The following is an 18,070-nucleotide window of genomic DNA, read 5'->3' as shown; positions in this document are numbered from 1 at the left end:
GCTTCCTGGCGGTGTGTCCCTGATTGCCCGGCCGCCGCCCCGCCGGTCCGCGCACCACCGATCTCCCCTGCGCCCCGTCCCCCGCAGGGCAGTTCGCCGCATCCCGCCCGCATTGGGTGTTCCCAACTGATGATCCATAGGATCGGTCCGTGACGACCACCCGATCCCGACGGCCGGCCCGGCCGGCAGGCCTGCTGGCCGCACTGGCGATAACCGCCGGTGCGGTGCTCAGCGGCCTTCCGGCACACGCCGACGAACCAAGCGGCGGCAGCGCCGCAGCCACCCGCGAAGCTCCCAAGGTCGACCTCGTCCTCGATGTCAGCGGCTCCATGCGAGCCGAGGACATCCAGGGCAAGAGTCGGATCTCGGTCGCCCAGAAGTCGCTGAGCGAGGTCATCGACGCGCTCCCGCCCCAGGCCGACTTCGGCATCCGCACCCTGGGGGCCACCTACCCCGGCAACGACAAGGCCGAGGGCTGCAAGGACACCAAGCAGCTCTTCCCCGTCGGCAAGACCGACAAGGTCGAGGCCAAGACCGCGGTGGCCACCCTGCGGCCGACCGGCTGGACCCCGATCGGCCTGGCGCTGCGCGGCGCCGCCCAGGACCTCGGCGACGGCCCGACCACCCGCCGGGTGGTGCTGATCACCGACGGCGAGGACTCCTGCGCCCCGCCGGACCCGTGCGACGTCGCCCGTGAACTCGCCGCCCGGGGCATCCCGCTGGTGGTCGACACCCTCGGCCTGGCGCACGACGACAAGACCCGCCAGCAGCTGCTGTGCATCGCCAACGCCACCGGCGGCACCTACACCGACGTGCGCACCCAGGAGCAGCTGACCCAGAAGGTCAACCAGCTGGTCGGCCGGGCGGCCGACACCCACAACGTCACCCCGGCCAAGACCGCCGGCACCGACAAGTGCGAGACCGCGCCGGTGCTGACCCCGGGCGTCTACGCGGACCGGGAGAAGTTCGCCGAGCACCGGGTCTACCGGGTGCCGGTCAAGCCCGGCCAGGAGCTGCGCGCCTCGGTCAGCGTCACGCCGGACCGGGCGGTCGCCCGGGACTACGGGGTGCTGCTGCAGGCCACCGACCAGGTCGGCCAGGAGCTGGTCCGCGGTACCGACGCGGGCAGCGGGCGCACCGACGTCGCCTCCACCGGCGTGCGCTGGTCCGCCCCGGGCGACCCGGAGGCCTCGAAGAGCGCCTCCCCCTCCGCCGCCACCACCGGCAAGCCCGGCGCCGACGGCACGGTCTGCCTGATCGTCAGCAACTCCTTCGCCCCGCAGGCGGGCGTCCAGGCCGACCCCGGCCTGCCGCTGGAGCTGACCGTGGACGTGGCCGCCGCCTCGCCGGCCCCCGACGGCCCCGCCATGGGCCTCGGCCGGGGCTGGATCCTGTTGCTCACGCTGACCCTGGCCGGTCTGCTCACCGGGCTGGTCTTCGGCTGGGTGGCACGCTGGCGAATCGCCGTCTGGCGGGAGAACTGACCATGCGCACGCCTCTCAAGGTCCTCCGCACCGGGCTGCTCGCCCTCGGCCTGACCGCCCTGGCCGCCCCGGCCGCCTCGGCCGCCTCGCCCTCGGCCTCGCCGTCCCCCTCCCCCTCCTCCTCGGCCTCGGCCGCCACCGGCCCGGTGACCACCGCGGGCACCACCTTCCTGACTGCGGCCACCCTGGCCCCAGGGCAGGACGCCAAGGTGGCCGCCTCCACCGGTGACTACCTGTACTGGGCGTTCGCCGCCGCCGAGGGCCGGACCGACACCGTGCAGGTCACCGTGGCCCTGCCGCCGTCCACGGACCGCACCGGCCCGCAGACCTGGTCGGTCGAGCTGTTCGACGGCCTGCGCCGGCGCCAGTCCTGCACCGCGGGCCCGCAGAACGCCACCGCCCAGCAGAGCGTCGGCTCGGTGTCGCTGAGCTGCACGCTGCGCCGGATCCGGTCCTGGGCCGAGCCGTGGTCGGGCGACCCGCTGCCGGGCACGTACTACGTCCGGCTCTCGGTCTCCGAGGTGCCCCAGCAGGACCTGGGCCTGGCCGCCCAGGTGCAGGTGCACGTCGGCACCAAGGGCGGGGCGGACGACGCCCAGCCGGAGGGCGGCTCGCTCAAGGCCCCGCTGGTGCCGCCGGTGAACGCCGGCGCCACCGCCCCCGCCGGGGGCACCGCCGCCCCGGCGGCCTCCACCGCCCGGGCCGCGGCCCCGGCCGAGCCCGAGTCGCACTGGTACTCGGGCCTGTTCTCGGGCTGGAACACCCGCTGGTTCTGGACCCTCGCGGGCGGGGCGCTGGCCGCGCTGGCCGGCGTCGCGGGCTACACCCTGACCCGGCACCCGCGCGGCCGCCGTCCGGTCGGCCCCGCACCGGTGCCCCGCCAGCCGCACGCGCCCCAGCACGCGCCGCAGCACGACCCGTACCGCTCCTGACGGTACGCGCCCGCAGGACGCCGAAGGCCCGGCCGGAGTTCGACTCCGGCCGGGCCTTCGGCGTTCGCGGGCCGCCTCACCCGGTCGGGGCCGGGGCCGGCACCTCCAGATCGCGGACCGCGGCCACCAGCGGCGCCAGCTCGGCCCGCTGCTCGGCGGCGGCCAGCGCCTCGCGCAGGGCGGCGTCGTTGACCGGCCGGGCCCGCTCCAGCAGCGCGAGCCCGGCCGGGGTGACATCGGTGTAGATGCCGCGGCGGTCGGTCGCGCAGAGGTAGCGGGTCAGCAGCCCGCGCTCCTCCAGCCTGGTCACCAGGCGGGTGGTCGCGCTCTGGCTGAGCACCACGGCGTCGGACAGCTCGTGCATCCGGAAGTGGCCGCCCTCGCCGTCGTGCTGCGCGCTGAGCACGTCGAGCACCGAGAACTCCCGGACGCTCAGCTCGTGCGCGGCCTGCAGGGCCCGCTCGACGTGCGACTCGATCCGGCCGTGCAGGGCGGACAGGGCGCACCAGCCCTGGGCGAGGCCAGGCTGCGGTCGGGTCATGGGAACTCCCTTCGGAGGTGTACCGCACAGGGTAGTCCAGTGCCGCAAAAGAGCGCGTATGCAATAGGCGGCGTTTGCAAGTACCTGCGTCTGCAATTACTCTCGGAGCCGTCAACCCCACACCCCCGCACGAGAGGCTCCTCGCCATGCCACTCGCCCTTCTGGCGCTCACCATCGGCGCCTTCGGCATCGGCACCACCGAATTCGTGATCATGGGGCTGCTGCCCGACGTCGCCGCCTCCTACGGCGTCTCCATCCCCACCGCCGGCCTGCTCACCACCGGCTACGCCCTGGGCGTGGTGATCGGCGCTCCGGTGCTCGCCGTGATCGGCAGCCGGATCAGCCGCAAGCGGATGCTGATGGCCCTGATGGGGCTGTTCGTTGCCGGCAACCTGGTCTCCGCCCTCGCCCCGACCTTCGCCCTGATGCTCACCGGCCGGGTGATCGCCTCGCTCGCCCACGGCGCCTTCTTCGGCATCGGCTCGATCGTCGCCGCGCGCCTGGTCGCGCCCGGGAAGCAGGCGGGCGCGATCGCCCTGATGTTCACCGGGCTGACCGTGGCCAACGTGGTCGGCGTCCCGCTCGGCACGATGATCGGCCAGCAGGCGGGCTGGCGGATCACCTTCGCCCTGGTCGCCGGGCTCGGCGTGCTCGGCCTGCTCGGCGTCGCCGCACTGATCCCGCAGGACGAGCCCCCGCGCCGCGGCGAGGCCCGGATCCGCCGCGAGTTGGCCGCCTTCCGCAACGTCCAGGTGATCCTGGCGATGGCGATGACCGTGCTCGGCTTCGGCGGCGTGTTCGCCGCGATCACCTACATCGCGCCGATGATGACCGAGGCCGCCGGCTACGCGGACGGGTCGGTGACCTGGCTGCTGGTGCTGTTCGGTCTGGGCATGGTGGCCGGCAACCTGGTCGGCGGCCGCTACGCCGACCGGCGGCTGATGCCGATGCTGTTCGTCGCGCTGGGCTCGCTCGCGGTGGTCCTAGCGCTGTTCGCCTTCACCGCGCACAGCAAGCCGCTCGCCGCCGTCACCATCCCGCTGATCGGCGCCTTCGGATTCGCCACCGTCCCGCCGCTGCAAAAGCGCGTCCTGGACCAGACCGCCGACGCGCCCACCCTCGCCTCGGCCGTCAACATCGGCGCCTTCAACCTCGGCAACGCGCTGGCCGCCTGGCTCGGCGGCCTGGTGCTCACCGCCGGCCTCGGCGCCACCGCCCCCAACTGGGTCGGCGCCCTGCTGGCCGCCTCCGCCCTGGTGCTCGCCGTGGTCGCGGTCACCCTGGAGCGCCGTGCGAGGAGCGCGGCGCCGGCCGCCGCGCTCCCCGAGCCCGCACCGGTCGGCTGAGACCGGGTGCCCGCCCCGCCCGGCCCGCCGCGCTCCTCGCACGGCCGGCCGGGCAGGTGCGCGCCCGGCGGCTTCAGCGCCCGGCGCCGATCAGGTCCAGGATCCGGGCCGCGGAGGTGCCCAGGCCGCTCGGCCCGAACCGGTCACCCACCGGCGCGCCGGGCCCGGGCCGGCCCGGGAGTGCGGGAGCGAACTGGCGGATCAGGTCGGCCTCCCCGTAACGGCGGCAGTCCCGGTGCCACTTGAGGATCCCGGAGAGCCAGTTCTCCAGCTCCCGCACATAGCCGTCGAGGATCTTCCGGGCCTCCGGGCTCAGGTCGAAACCCTCGTAGAGCAGCGGCAGTTCGTTCTGGGCGACGTGCTGGAACTGCCGCATCCGGGAAGTCATCAGGTCGTGGACCATGGCCAGCGCGGTCGGGTAGTCGCAGTCGAAGAAGTTCTGCACCACCAGCACGCCGTTGTGGAACTCGCCCTCGTACTCGACCTCCTTCTGGTACGAGAACACGTCGTTGACCAGGCAGGCGTAGTCGGCCGCCGCGTTCTCCAGCGAGCGCATCGGGCCGCTCCGGTAGATCTCCGGCGGGACTTCGTTGCCGTGTCCGAGGCGGCACAGGCTCATGGTGAGGTCCGAGCCGAAGGTGGCCCGGCGCATCTCCATGTAGTCGACCGGGTCGGGGATACGGTTCTGCGCCTGGTTGGCCAGCTCCCAGAGCCAGCTGGCCGTCATGTCCTCGATGGTCCTGCGGAACTTGCGCCGGTGCTCGACCGGCATCGGGCCGGCGGTGCGCTCCCACAGGTCGGCCAGCGCGCGCTCCATCGCCGTGCCGGGCACCGGGGTCGGCTCGCCCTCGACCGGCATGAACGCCGCCAGCCGCTCGGTGGTCGCCTTGGCACCGGCCAGGTCCCGGGTGCGGCCGAACACCACCGGGTAGTAGTCGTCCGCGTACGTGCCCCAGGCCAGCCAGCCCGAGGTGAGGTCCAGCTCCTCCAGGGTGGCGTCCGGGTGGATCCCCGCGGCGCACAGCGCGAGGTCGTAGTCGTGCAGCTTCTCCTCGGTCCACACGTGCGAGCCCGGGTCGCCCGGCTGGATCTCCAGCAGGCCCATCCGGTGGCACCAGTCGACCAGGTGCTGCCGGGCCTGGTCCAGGTACGGGCTGAGGGTCAGCTCGAACGGCATCACGAACTCGGGCAGCTGCGAGGGCCCGGTCCTGCGGAACGGCACGTGGCTGTGGCTGCGCCGCCGGCTGCCCGCGTCCAGCAGCCCGGTCGCCCTGGCGAGGTCCGCCGCCGTGGTGCCGATCCCGCCGATCCGGTACGGCTCCCAGTGGGTGGCCGCGGCGGCGCCCTCCCCGCTGCCGTTCATGTAGCGGCTGGAGCGCATGTGCCACTCGTGCCCGCCGGACTGCCAGTCCTGCATGCCCTTGACGTACGCGAGCACCCGGGCCGCGCCGATCGGGTCCACGCCGTGCTCCGCGAAGAGCGGGCCGAGCTCGGTGAGCGCGGTGTTCTCGAACTGCTGCAGCCGGGAGGTGAGCAGCTCGTTGACCGCGTCCGCGGCCTCCTGGGTGGTGCAGTTCAGGAAGGTCTCCAGGACCAGCACGCCGTTGCTGAGCTCGCCCTCGTCCAGGATCTCCCGCTCGTAGGAGAACAGGTCGTTGCGCAGGTGCACACCGTCCGAGAAGGCGTCCCGGAGAACCCGCAGCGGGCGCGAGTCGGCGACCGAGGCGGGCACCTCGGCCTGCGCCGCGTACTCGATCAGGCCGGCCGACCAGGGCGCGCCGCCGACCTTGCGGCGCATCTCGATGTACTCCACCGGGTTGGCGATCCGGTGGATGTCGATGTTGGCGAGCTCCCAGTCCGACTCGTTGAGCAGGTTCCTGGTGCTCTCCGCGAAGCGCTCCCGCCACTCCATCGACATGCTCGGCACCGTCCTGGCCCACAGGTCGGCGAGGCCCGCCTCGACCGGGTTGGTCGGCTCCGGGAAGCCGTCCGCCAGGTCCATCGGCATGAAGGCCGGCAGCCGGTCCAGGTACTCCTTGCCGGCCTTGCGGTCCTGCGGGCGCTTGAAGACCTCCAGGAAGTGGTCGTCGAAGAAGAAGACCCACACGTACCAGTCCGTCACCAGCGACAGCGTCGGGCCGTCGCAGTCGGGGTGGGTGTAGGCGCAGAGCAGGGCGTAGTCATGGGAGTCCAGGTCGTGCTCGTCCCAGACCCCCGATCCCTCCAGCATCCCCATCTCCCGGGCCCACCTCTTGGTGTGCGCCCGGGCCTCCTCCAGATGGGGGTTGAGCCGGGCCGGATACGGCATGTAGAAGTCCGGCAGTTCAAACGGCTGCGACACGTGCGGCGGCCCTTCGTCGACGGTGGCGGCACCAGGGCCGACGGGAGCCGGCAGCGGCTCGCCCCGGGGTGCCTGATGATCCGTCACGAGGCTAGGCGGCCGGGCCACCGGCCCCGCCGCCCCCACCACAAACTCGCCCGATCGGGTGAAGCTGGTGCGGTCCACGGTCCGCCTGGCCGCCTGTCCGCCTGGCCGCCCGCCTGCCCGTGCCCGCCCCGGCTAGCCGGCCGCCGCCGCGCCGGTCGCCACCGGACGCCAGCGGGAGAGGTCGACCGCGTCCTGCACGTGGCCGGCCTGGTCCCAGCGCCCGTCGGCGTGCCGGATGGTGTGGTAGAGGTCGCCCGTGTTGGTGCTGGGGGCGAAGACCAGCTGGAACTCGCCGTCGACCGCGGCGCCGTCCACCCCGCCGAGGTTGGAGCCGTAGTAGCCGGCCCGGTCGAAGTGGACCTGGCCGGGGACGTCGCCCCAGCGGGTCCAGCGGCCGTCCGCACCACGAATCGCGTGGTACGCGCCGACCTGGCTGTTGTCGCAGACCACGACCTGCAGGGCGCCGTTGATCCCGGCGACCGCCACGTCGGTGGTCCAGCCCCAGGGCGAAGGGGTGCCGGTGGCGCCCATCACGTTGCCCCACGGCTGCCAGCTGCCGTCGGCGTGCCGGATGGTGTGCAGCACCTCGCCGGCCCAGGTGGTGCCGACCAGCTGCAGCTCCCCGTTGAGCTCGGTGGTGGCCACGCTGAAGAACTGGCCGGAGCCGAGCCCGGAGGAGGCGCTCACCACGCCCCACGGCTGCCAGCTGCCGTCCGCCCGCTCGACGGTGTGCAGCACCCGCCCGGCGGGGTCGATCGCCGTGACCTGGAGCTGCCCGTTGACCCAGGAGGACTTGATCCGGCCCATCTGCCAGTAGTCCTGGCTGACGGGCAGGTCGGCGAGGCCGACCATCGGCGTGACCTCGCTCCAGCTGCCGTCCGGCTGCTGCACGGACTGGACGAACCGCTTGCCGGACGAGAGCGACTGGGCACCGAGCATCCGCTTGCGACCGTGGTCGACGGTGACGGTCCAGTACCAGAGGCCGGCGAACTGCGGGATCTCGCGCGCCTGGTCCCAGGTCCGGTCCGGGGCCCGGCGGGTCTCCACCACCTTCCACGGGTCCGCCCGCAGCAGCAGGTTGAGCCCGGCGGCGGACGGCCCGCCCTGCGCGGCGGCACTCGCGTGGCCGCTCCCGGCGGGGCGCGGGGCGGGTGCCGCGCCCGCGGTGCCGGCGGCCGCCGCGACCGTCATGACGCCGGCGGCGGCGATCACGGCCGCGCGCCGCGCGACCGCCGTGGTGGTGAGGTGAGCTGTCACTGGTTTCCCCCCGATGTTCGAGTGCGCGGTGTGCGCTGCGCAGGTGTTCTATCAGACGGTCGCCCCCGCACCCGCCGAATTTCCTCCACCGCCCCCTCCCGGAACCGGCACTGCCGCGCCGCCCGGTGTCCCGGACGGCGCGGCAGGCTCGGTGATCGGAGGTCAGGACGTGAAGTAGCCGTTCAGATCGGCGATCACGTCCACGTCGCCCAGGTGGTTGTAGAGGGTCACCCGGCCGTCCACCACCGGGACCACCACCAGGTTGGAGACGGTCTGCCCGGCCGTGAAGTTGAGGTTGGAGACCCCGGGGCGCGCCACGCCGTGCGGATACACCGTGAGGTGGCTGTCCCAGGTGGGCGCGGTGACGGTGACGTTCAGCACCACCGCGGTCACCCCGGTCGCGGGCACGCCCTCGACCCCGGCCACCTTGAGGCTGACGATCCCGTCCGTGCCCACCGTCCCGGCCCGGGCGCCCGCGCCGTACCGGGTGTCCAGCAGCCGTACCGGCCCGGCCGAGGAGAAGATCGATCCGGTGGCGGAGTAGTAGCCGGTGACGTCCGCGATCAGGTCGACCGAGCCCGCGTTGTTGCGCAGGTCCACCTTGCCGTTCAGCACCGGGACGGTCACCAGGTTCGGCACCGTCTGCCCCGCCTTGAAGTTGAGGTTCGACACGTCGGGCACCGGCCGACCGTCCGGATAGACCGTCACATGCCCGTCCCCGCTCGGATCGACCGCCGTCACGTTCATCACCACCGCGGTCACCCCGGTGGCCGGAATCCCGTTCACCCCGGTCACCTGGAGCGCCACCACCCCACCCGGACCGACCCGCTGCTGCTTGGCACCGACCCCGTACCGGGTGTCCATGAAACGCAGCGGAGTGATCGGCGTCAGCGCGGAGCCGGTGGCCCCGTCGGTGGTGTAGTAGCCGGTGACGTCCGCGATCAGGTCGACCGAGCCCGCGTTGTTGCGCAGGTCCACCTTGCCGTTCAGCACCGGGACGGTCACCAGGTTCGGCACCGTCTGCCCGGCCATGAAGTTGAGGTTCGACACGTCGGGCACCGGCCGACCGTCCGGATAGACCGTCACATGCCCGTCCCCGCTCGGATCGACCGCCGTCACGTTCATCACCACCGCGGTCACCCCGGTGGCCGGAATCCCGTTCACCCCGGTCACCTGGAGCGCCACCACCCCACCCGGACCGACCCGCTGCTGCTTGGCACCGACCCCGTACCGGGTGTCCATGAAACGCAGCGGAGTGATCGCGACGAAGCGGCTCTGCGCCGGGGTCGCCGCCGCCGTGACGGTGTACGCCTTGGGGAGGTAGCCCGGCGAGGGCACCCCGCCGGTGTACCCGATGCCGTCCAGCACCACGTCGTAGCTGCCGGGCTCCAGCCCCCCGGTGTCCACCAGGACGTCGAGGGCGGTCCCGTCCGGGCTCACCGACAGCGGCGACATGACCGGCTGGGTGCTGCTCCAGCTGTCGCTGCGGACCAGCTTCACCTTGGTCCCCAGGGTGAGCCCGCTGCCGCGGACGACCGCCTGGGTCCTGGTCCCGGCGGCGCCGGTCGCGGGGCCGATCCCGGTCGGCAGGGCGCCCTGCCCGTGGGTGCAGCCGGTGTTGCAGAACCCCTGCATGCTGTACTCCACCGGGGTGGCCGCCTTGGCGGCGGTCAGCAGCAGGACGGCCTTGCCGGCCTCGGCGCCGCCGAGGGTCTGGCACCGCGCGCCGAACGCGCCGTACGAGCCGCCGCACTGGTAATTGTTCCCGGAGGTGTCCCACTTGGCGCCGAGCAGGCTCAGCACGGGGGTTTCGAGGCCGGTGGCGCTGCTGGTGCCGACGACGTCGAAGGCCTGCGAGGGCAGCAGGTCGATCACGGCGCAGTAGGCGGTGGCGGACTCGGAGAGCACCCCGCTGCGCAGCGGGAAGCCGTCGACCGAGATCGGATGGGCGGTGCACTCCGGGGCCCAGCCGGCCGCGGTGCCGACCTTCCAGGTGTCCACATCGGTGTGGATGGCCTTGTCCGTGTACCCGGCTGCGACCACGATCGCGGTGTACGAGGTCGAGCCGGTGACCTGGCAGGCGATGCCCCACTGCTGGCAGAGCACCTTGCCCCCGGCGTCGACCACCATCAGCAGCGTGGAGGGGTCGTACCGCGTGCCGAGGGTCCGCGCGCTCAGCCAGTACCTGTCGGTGGCGGCGCCGCCGACCCGGATGCAGCGGGCGTCCAGCGCCGAGGTCAGGTCGAGCGGGGTGGAGCGGCCACCGACCGTCGTCGAGGCCGGCGCCGTGCAGTTCGCGGTCGGCGAGATGTCGCGGCGGACCAGCTGGTAGGTGTCCACCCGGTCCGTGCCCACCAGCATCGCGGTGTACGGGGCGCCGGCGGCGAGCGCGCAGGTGGTGGTGGAGGAGCCGATGGTCGAGCACACCGTGGTGCCCGAGGCGTCGACCAGCTCGACCGCGGCGTTGACCTGGTTCCTGAGGTTGGCGTAGTCGATCATCTCGGCGGTGGAGTGCCGGTCGGCCGGCAGGCTCAGGCAGGCCTGCTGCACGGTCTCGGTCAGCGAGACCTCGGCCCCCCAGGAGCCGTCGAACCCGGACTGCGGCCATGCGGTGCAGCCGGCGCTCTCACCGGTCCGGTGGATCACCAGCCGGTACGCCTTGCCGCCCGTCCCGCTCAGCACCGCGCGGAACGGCGCGGCGCCGGTGAGCTTGCAGACGAGGTACGAGCGGCCGCCGTTGTCGCACTGCCTGACGCCGGCCGCGTCGTAGACCTCGGCCTCGACGGCCTCGCCCTCGGCGGGCGGCCGGTTGAGCAGGTAGACGCCCTTCCCGGTGGCGGTCGGCAGGGCCAGGCAGACCTGCTGCCCGGGCGCCGCGAAGGTCCCGGTGACCGCGCCGGACACCAGGCCGTCGTCCTTGGTCGCGGTGCAGCCGCGGGTCTCCTTGGTCGAGTGGAAGGCCAGGCCGAACGCGCCGGCGGCGGTGTTCCGGGCCTCGACCACCCAGGTGTAGTCACCGGGGGCCAGATCGCAGACCCCGACGGTGCAGTCGGCCACCTGGGCGCTGCCGTCGGGCCGGTACAGCCCGCCGAGCGGGGCGGCGGCCTCGGAGCCGACCGGGGCGAAGGTGTAGCGGGCGGGCTGGGCGACCCGCAGGGTGCGGCAGCGCGCGGTGGGAGTCAGGTCCGGCGAGACGCCGAACGCCTGCGGGTCCACCACCGGGCAGCCCTCCGGGGCGGAGAGGCGCGCCGCGGTGAAGCCGTAGTCCGCTGCCGCGCCCGAGGGCTGCTGCACCGTCACCCGGAACGGCGCGGTGCCGGCGAGCTTGCAGTCCAGGCCGGCGCCCGGGTCGCGCTGCGAGTCGCAGAGCGGCTTGCCGGTGGCGTCGTACACGGTCCGGACGAGCTGGTAGCTGGAGGCGTAGCTGCGCAGCACGCCGTCGGCGGCCAGGTCGAGCGCGTAGCAGTCGCCCGCCGAGGCGGCCGGCAGCGCACCGTGGAACGTGGTCGGGGCGCCGAGCGCGCGGTCGGCCGCACCCACCGTCCGGCAGGCGGTGGAGGACAGCAGCGGGACGTAGGACAGCGCGATGCCGTTCTGCGTGCCGCTGCCGTCGCGGACCTTCAGCGTGTACGTGCCCGCCTGGTTGGTGGCGCAGCGCAGCACGCCGTACCCGTAGCCCGCCCCGAGCGGGTTGTCGCAGGTGACGGCGGTGCCGTCGGGCGCGATCAGCTGGGGGTAGATCCACCCCCGGGTCGCGACGGCCTGCAGCAGCACCAGGTCCTTCTGCTGCGGCAGGGTGAGCGCGAGCGAGACCGTCTGGTACGCGTCGACCGAGCAGCTGACCACCGCGTGCGGCGCGACGGCCGCCGGGCAGGCACCGGCCGGGTCGTCCTGCTGGAGCGACCGCACGGCGGCCTCGTGCTCGGCCTTCGGGTCCGCCTTGGGCGAGGCCTGCGGCTGCGCCGCCTTCGGCCCGGCCGGCGCGGGCGTGTCCACCGCGGCGCCGGCTGCCCAGGCGGCCTTCGTGGACGCGGCCGCGGTCGGGCCGGCGGCCGCCGCGTGGGCGGGGCCGCTCTGACCGACCAAGGACATCAGGACGGTGAGCAGCAAGGCCCCCGAGGCGACCACGGCGCCGCCTCTCCCCCGTCTCCTGCGTACTCTTCCACCGCTTCGCAGCAACGTCATCTCTCCCCCACCCAAGAACGAGCCCGACTCCCGTGACCGTCACCGGAGTTGACGAGCAGCCGGAGTCCAGCCATGCGCCTACGCACCGGCACCACCCGCCCGGCCGGCACACAGGCCGACCGGCGAGACCCTGCCACGTCACCCGGCCGCACGGCGAAGGAATTTCCCGCACCCGCCCGGCATCCGGCGCACTTCAGGCCACTCGGCGACCGGACGATCGAAGGCCCTCCCGGATGGTCCCGGGAGGGCCTTCGCCGTTGGGTGGGTGAGCGGCCGTCAGCCGTTCTGGTAGTAGCCGAAGAGGTCGACGATCAGGTCGAGGTCGCCATCGCTCTCGTTGAAGAAGTCGATGATGCCCCGCCCCGGGGTGACCTGCACCAGGTTCGGCACGGTGCTGCCGCGCCGCCAGTTCAGCGAGGAGGTGTTCGGCGCGTCCACCGGATACGGGTGCCCGCTCCTGTAGTCGGCCAGGGTGTTCGGGTCGGAGGCGACGGTCAGGTGGCCGTCGTCGCCGGTGTTGGTGACGGTGGCGTTGAAGACGAACGCCGGGATGTCCGTGCGCGTGGTCATCGGCAGGTAGGCGTAGTAACGGCCCTCCAGCGGGCCGCCGCCCCAGGTCGCCGGGTCGCGGGTGTCGAGCAGCCGCTCCGGGTCGACCGGCATGAACGCGCCGGCCTCGTTGGTGCTGTAGTAGCCGACCACGTCGACGATCACGTCGGCCCCGCCCCAGGCGCCGTTGAACACCCGGATCTTGCCGTCCGCGCCGACCGGGACGACGACCGCGTTGGCGATCGTCTGCCCGGCGGAGAAGTTCACGTTGGACGCGGTGGGCACCGACTGACCGCTCGGGTAGACGATCAGGTGGCCGTCCTGGCGAGGCTCGGTGACGGTGACGTTCAGCGCGACGGCGGCGATGCCGCCGCTGGGCAGACCCGGGTCGGCGCCGGCGATCTGCACGGGGATCGAGTTGCGGCCGGGCACCTGCCCGCGCGGGGCGCCGGTGCCGTTGCGGGTGTCGACCAGGCGGCGGGGGCCGACCGGGCTGTAGCCGCTGGCCTGGGCCGGGGTGAAGTAGCCGGTGATGTCGGCGATCAGGTCGACCTTGCCCCAGCCGCCGTTGTACAGGTCGACGTAGCCGTCGGTGCCGATCGGCACGATCACCAGGTTCGGCACGGTCTGCCCGGCCCGGTAGTTGACGTTCGACGTGGTCGGCCGCTGGCCGCCTTCCGGGTAAGCGGTGATGTGGCCGTCCGCCGCGGGACCGGTGACCGTCACGTTGAGGACCGCCGCGGTCGCGGTCGCCGGGATGGTGTCCGAGCCGCCGACCTTGAGCCTGACCGTCCCGTACGGCGCGATCTGGCCCTGGGCCGGCACACCGGTGCCGTCACGGCTGTCGAGCAGCCGCTTCGGGCCGTACGCGGTGTACTGCGAGCCGAGCGTGGACACCTTCACCGTGTTGCGGATGGTGTTCCCGACCTTGTCGAAGTCGGTGACGGTGATGGTGTGGTCGCCGAGCTTCTTGTAGACGTGGCCCGGCGTGAACTTCACCGGCTTGTCGCCGTAGAAGTTCAGGACGTCGGTGGTGTCGTCGCCCCACTGGATGTAGATGTCCTGGGCGATCGGCTGGGTGGTCACGTCCACGGCCAGCGAGACACCGTACGCGCTGGTGTTCTTCGCGGTCAGCGCCATCGCGAATCCGGGGTTGTTGCTCTGGAACCTGACCGCGCCCCGGTCCGCCATCGGGCCGTGGCCGAAGTAGTCGGTGGCCAGGGCGCCGGGCGCGGCCTGGTCGGCGGAGCCGATCGCGGCGGAACCGGCCTGCAGGGCGTAGGCGACGCCCCAGTCCGATCCGCTGTTGACCTGCTGCGGGGCTACCGTCTCGACGCTGTCGTGGGCGCCCTGCGGTTGCGCTGCCTTGAAGGCGGCGACGGTCGGGTACGCGGTGCCGGCCCAGCGGTAGGGCCCGGCGCCGTCGGCGACGGCGGAGTAGAAGTCGTTGTAGTCGGTGGTGGTCGCCGGGGCGGACTCGGCGGAGACCGTCACGGCGGGCCGGCCGGAGTCGCAGGCGGCCACGGCGGCCGGCTCGACCAGCATGTTGTTCTGGATCGACACGGCGGTCGAGGCGCCGTCCACGGCGACACCGGGGAGGCAGCCGCGCTGGATGGTGTTGCCGGTGACGCGCAGGCCCTGCACCCCGGTGGCGGCGATGCCGGCGGTCTGCCGGTACACCGTCATGGTGTTGTCCGTGGCGACGCCGTTGACCAGGTTGCCGGCCAGGGTGACGTCCTTCGCCCCGGCGGCCACCGAGATCGCCGTGGCGCTGGCGGCGGGGAAGGACAGCGCGGCGTGGGACCTGGTCACGGCGACGGTGCTGGACGCGCCGTCGATGCTCAGGGCGTTGCCGTCGGACCCGCTGAGGTGGTCGGAGTCGATGGTGATCCGGCTGGAGCCCTGGACGAGCAGGCCCGGCGCGTTGCCACCGGAGAGGGTGAGGTGACTGATCGTCACGTCGCTGACCCCGTCCAGGGTCAGGGCGGGCTTACCGGCCGCACCGTTGAACGACATGATCTGCGGCGTGTTGGTGCCGCCGGTGATGGTCAGTCCGGAGGTGCGGACGACCACGGCCTCCATGGCGGAGGGCGGGCTGACCCCCTCGTCCTTGCCGTCGACCCGGATCGCGTCGCCGGGCACGGCCGCGTCCACGGCGTGCTGCAGGCTGCAGAACGGCGCCGCCTGGGTGCCCGTCCCGGTGTCCGTGGTGCAGATGGTGCGGGTGACGGTGTAGATCGTCCGGCCCGTGAACGGCGCCGCGGCGGACCGGGCGGCAGCCGCGACCTGGCCCTGCACCCGGTAGGAGTTGCTCGCCGGGCTGGTGAAGGTCTTGGCGCCGGGCAGCTCCCACCCGCTCGGGGCGGGCGCCGGCACGGCGTTCGATACGGCGTTCGGGGCCGGGTCGGCATACGCCTGGCCCGGCAAGAAGGCGAATCCGGCGGCGAGAGCCGCAGCGGTCGCGACGAGACGGCGGTGGTGCACCAGCCCCCCAGCTTGAATGATCTGACAATCGCTCCTATGGCGGCGTCAGATTACAAGAAGCCGTGCGCGCACCGACAAGCGCGCCCCCGCACCCGGCCCACCCCCGAAGCACCCGCGCACCCGGCGCAGTTGCCGTGCTTCGCCGTCGCACGAACGACCGAAGGCCCTCCCGGATGATCCCGGAAGGGCCTTCGATGTTGGGTGGAGCTGAGGGGATTCGAACCCCTGACCCCCTCGATGCGAACTACCGGCGGGGCGGTCGCTGGGGTCTCCCGTCCTGGCTCTCCGGCCTGTGGCGTCTGCTGGCGGTCACCCGCGATCGCCACGGTTGCTGTACAGGGCTGCTGTACGGGCGGAGCTAATGCAGCCGCTCCGCAGCGTCGTACTCGGCCACCCGGAAGGTCGAACAGTGGGTGCGGGACGGTGTCGCCCGTTCGATCAGAGCTCTGAGTGCCGGGCCGTGAAGTACCCGCACGCCCATCGCGCCACCAGCTGGCCCACGCGGTACACCATAGAGGGATTGTCCGGTCCCCCTCGACCTCGGAGCTGGCCCGCCGAAGGCCTCGACCTCGATCTTGCGGGGCAGGCTGTCGATGTCGCGGCGTATCCGTTGGGGCTGACGTCTACAGGCTTGCATCCGGCGGCCCGTTCCCAGGCGACGACGTGGTCAGTGGCTATGCGCTCGATGCTGTCGTACCCATGCGCCTCCCGCTTCGAGGACCTGTCTACCAGCCCAGCCCAGCCCGCTCGACCAGGACCCTGCAATACAAGGATTGGCATGGAGCACTCATCCCGACCTGCTGATGAGCCACATTGGCGACCTCGCGGGCTCGTTGACACCAGCGACCGCGATTCACCGCCACGTACTGTGTAATCTGGCGCGCCACTGGCACACTCGCCGCAAACGGCTGCTCACAACCAGCTCGGGAGGCGACGACACAACCTCCGCGCTCACTACTGGACTGGAAGTCCATTTGTCAGCGGCCGAGCGACTGCGCGATCGGGCGGCTCGAACTAGCAGGCCCTCAGAAAGCGCTGTGGCCCTCTCAGTGCACCGCTCGGCGGCTTGGCCATTATACGCCCAATGCGCCCCTACGACTCCACGAGCAAGCCAAGGAGCGACACTTTAGGATGCCGGGATGCAGGGCGCCTCGCAATGCGTGAAGATGGAACTTGAACCGGCATGTAGCGATGTCACGCCGTGCATTTGAGGTGTCGCATGTACGGATTTGAAACAGTTGCAGCACAGACGACGGGAACGAACTGGGCACTCATTGGCCCACTCATTGGCGCCATCGTGGCTATAGTCGGACTACTGCTGGCCGAGCGCCATCGAAAAATGGAATCAGTTCAGACTGTTGTAGATCGATCCGTTGACGCAAGAATCGGGCAGGTTTTCCGCGAGTTTAGTGAATACGAGTCGTCCGCCAGGGCGGCCCTGGAAAGCTCCCGCGAGATGGAGAATCAATTCCAGCAGCGCATAGAAGATTCAGAGTCGCTCACCAACAGGCTGGACGAACTCCTCGGCTCGGGGCGAGAAGCTGTCTCTACTCTTGAAAATTCCAAAGCCATGATCCCCGCACTTCTGCTCGAGCACGCAAGGGCAAGCGCGGATATCCCAACAGCACTTGGATTCCTCTCATCACTTGCAAATACTCCGGTAGCGTCATCGGATGAGTTTGAGCGTGGTGGAGACCGGGCCTACAAGCTTCGCAACTACGAGCTTGCCCTTAGGCTCTACGAGCGCGCAGTCACGGTTACCCCGCAGAACGCTAACGCGACGGCATCCCTAATCCGCATGCGCGCCCGCCTCGGAAGAGTCCCCGTACAGGAGGCAATAAAGGAGATATCGGACCTGGCATTGGCGCACCCAAAGGGCCGAACCGTTCTAATCGAAGCAGCCAATACATGCATGGATTTTGACGATTTCGAATCACTCATGACCCTATGTGGAAAAATGCTTGAGATTTCCCCAAGGAATACGGTCGCCTGGAGGAATCTTGCAATTGCAAGGGGTGAGCTGAATGCCCAGCCTGACTCAGTGGAGGATGCATACGAGAAGGCGTTGAACTATATCGAACCAGGCCCTAGCGAGAGCGGCGATCTGGCCAATACAGCAAAGGCCTACGTGGGATTTCTCACTGCACGTCGAGACTTCAACAAGGCTCGGGAAATCATAGTACAGGGTCTTCAGGCGAATCCCGGCCTCGAAATTCTGCTTGTGCTGCGCGGAGACCTTGAAGTTGCAAGCTCCGGGGATATGAACCTCGCTGGATGGTGCTATAACGAGGTGGCGAACAATGGGGCAGACCCGGGCATTCAATTGGTTGCTATAACCAAACTTGAGGAACTGGCCAAGCGGGTCAATCTGATGAGGAGAGGGATAATTTCCACCCAATCGGCAACGGGCGCACCCTTCTCTGGATATTCCCAATCCACCGAGGGCGGGGAAAGGCCTCCTGCGGCAGCCTAAGAGGCCTCAGTCCGGTTTCGTTGCCTTTCTAGACGCAAACGAGGGTGGTGGAGCGGTTTTGGCCGGTGTCCTGTCTGGTCTGGGTCCGAGCATGATCGGGGGGCCGTAAGCTGCTGCGACTCGGTCAGGGCTCTTTGGGCCTGACCGCAACTTGGCCGAGTGGCCCCCCGGTCGTGCTCGGTGTGGGTCCCGGTCCTGGCAGGTGGGTAAAACCGTGGAGCCGCCCGCCCCGGCCACGGCGGGGTTGGTCCTGAGGTTGGCCCTCTGTGCCTTCCCTGTGCTGGGGTGGGGTGAAGCTGGACCTTGTCCGTTTTCGCCCCGGCCTTAGCTTCCGCCCCTCGGGCGCGGACGGTCGACGGCGAAGCCCCAGCCGGGGCGAAGACAGGAGGCG

Annotated in this window: 9 protein-coding genes; 4 read left to right on the top strand and 5 right to left on the bottom strand. The window is 71.3% G+C overall.

What is annotated here, in order from left to right:
- The first annotated feature begins 149 nt into the window (after window positions 1–149).
- Both AB0K43_RS17490 and AB0K43_RS17485 read left to right on the top strand, forming a co-directional pair.
- The gene (locus tag AB0K43_RS17490) at window positions 150–1,484 is read left to right on the top strand and encodes a VWA domain-containing protein (protein WP_363640564.1); all 1,335 of its coding nucleotides are present in this window, start codon (window positions 150–152) and stop codon (window positions 1,482–1,484) included.
- Between the two features lie 2 nt (window positions 1,485–1,486).
- Window positions 1,487–2,416, top strand: a complete 930-nt coding sequence (locus AB0K43_RS17485; RefSeq protein WP_363640562.1) for a peptidase — start codon at window positions 1,487–1,489, stop codon at window positions 2,414–2,416.
- A gap of 76 nt (window positions 2,417–2,492) precedes the next feature.
- Here the strand turns inward: AB0K43_RS17485 and AB0K43_RS17480 are convergent, their stop codons facing one another.
- Complete coding sequence (locus tag AB0K43_RS17480; RefSeq protein ID WP_363640560.1) at window positions 2,493–2,957, bottom strand: MarR family transcriptional regulator; 465 nt, start codon at window positions 2,955–2,957, stop codon at window positions 2,493–2,495.
- A gap of 146 nt (window positions 2,958–3,103) precedes the next feature.
- Here AB0K43_RS17480 and AB0K43_RS17475 point away from each other — a divergent pair, with 146 nt between their 5' ends.
- The gene (locus AB0K43_RS17475; RefSeq protein WP_363640558.1) at window positions 3,104–4,303 is read left to right on the top strand and encodes an MFS transporter; all 1,200 of its coding nucleotides are present in this window, start codon (window positions 3,104–3,106) and stop codon (window positions 4,301–4,303) included.
- Window positions 4,304–4,376: 73 nt separating this feature from the next.
- On the opposite strand, the gene AB0K43_RS17470 is transcribed toward AB0K43_RS17475, so the two are convergent.
- The 4 genes from AB0K43_RS17470 to AB0K43_RS17455 all read right to left on the bottom strand — a co-directional run bounded on the left by AB0K43_RS17470 (window position 4,377) and on the right by AB0K43_RS17455 (window position 15,149).
- A complete protein-coding gene (locus AB0K43_RS17470) occupies window positions 4,377–6,644 on the bottom strand; it encodes a terpene synthase family protein (RefSeq protein WP_363640556.1) in 2,268 nt (755 codons plus the stop codon).
- A 219-nt stretch (window positions 6,645–6,863) separates the two neighbouring features.
- A complete protein-coding gene (locus tag AB0K43_RS17465) occupies window positions 6,864–7,988 on the bottom strand; it encodes a hypothetical protein (protein WP_363640554.1) in 1,125 nt (374 codons plus the stop codon).
- 162 nt (window positions 7,989–8,150) lie between these two features.
- Entirely contained in the window at window positions 8,151–12,116 is a 3,966-nt protein-coding gene (locus AB0K43_RS17460; protein WP_363640552.1) for a hypothetical protein, read from the bottom strand.
- Between the two features lie 333 nt (window positions 12,117–12,449).
- The gene (locus tag AB0K43_RS17455; RefSeq protein WP_363640550.1) at window positions 12,450–15,149 is read right to left on the bottom strand and encodes a right-handed parallel beta-helix repeat-containing protein; all 2,700 of its coding nucleotides are present in this window, start codon (window positions 15,147–15,149) and stop codon (window positions 12,450–12,452) included.
- Window positions 15,150–16,425: 1,276 nt separating this feature from the next.
- Between AB0K43_RS17455 and AB0K43_RS17450 the strand changes: the two genes are divergently transcribed.
- Window positions 16,426–17,679, top strand: a complete 1,254-nt coding sequence (locus AB0K43_RS17450) for a tetratricopeptide repeat protein (protein ID WP_363640548.1) — start codon at window positions 16,426–16,428, stop codon at window positions 17,677–17,679.
- Window positions 17,680–18,070: the final 391 nt, after the last annotated feature.

The organism is Kitasatospora sp. NPDC049258 (assembly GCF_040678895.1).
In the GTDB taxonomy this organism is placed as follows: Bacteria; Actinomycetota; Actinomycetes; order Streptomycetales; family Streptomycetaceae; genus Kitasatospora.
Note: the sequence above shows the minus strand (reverse complement) of the source record. Positions and strands in the feature narration are given on the sequence as shown.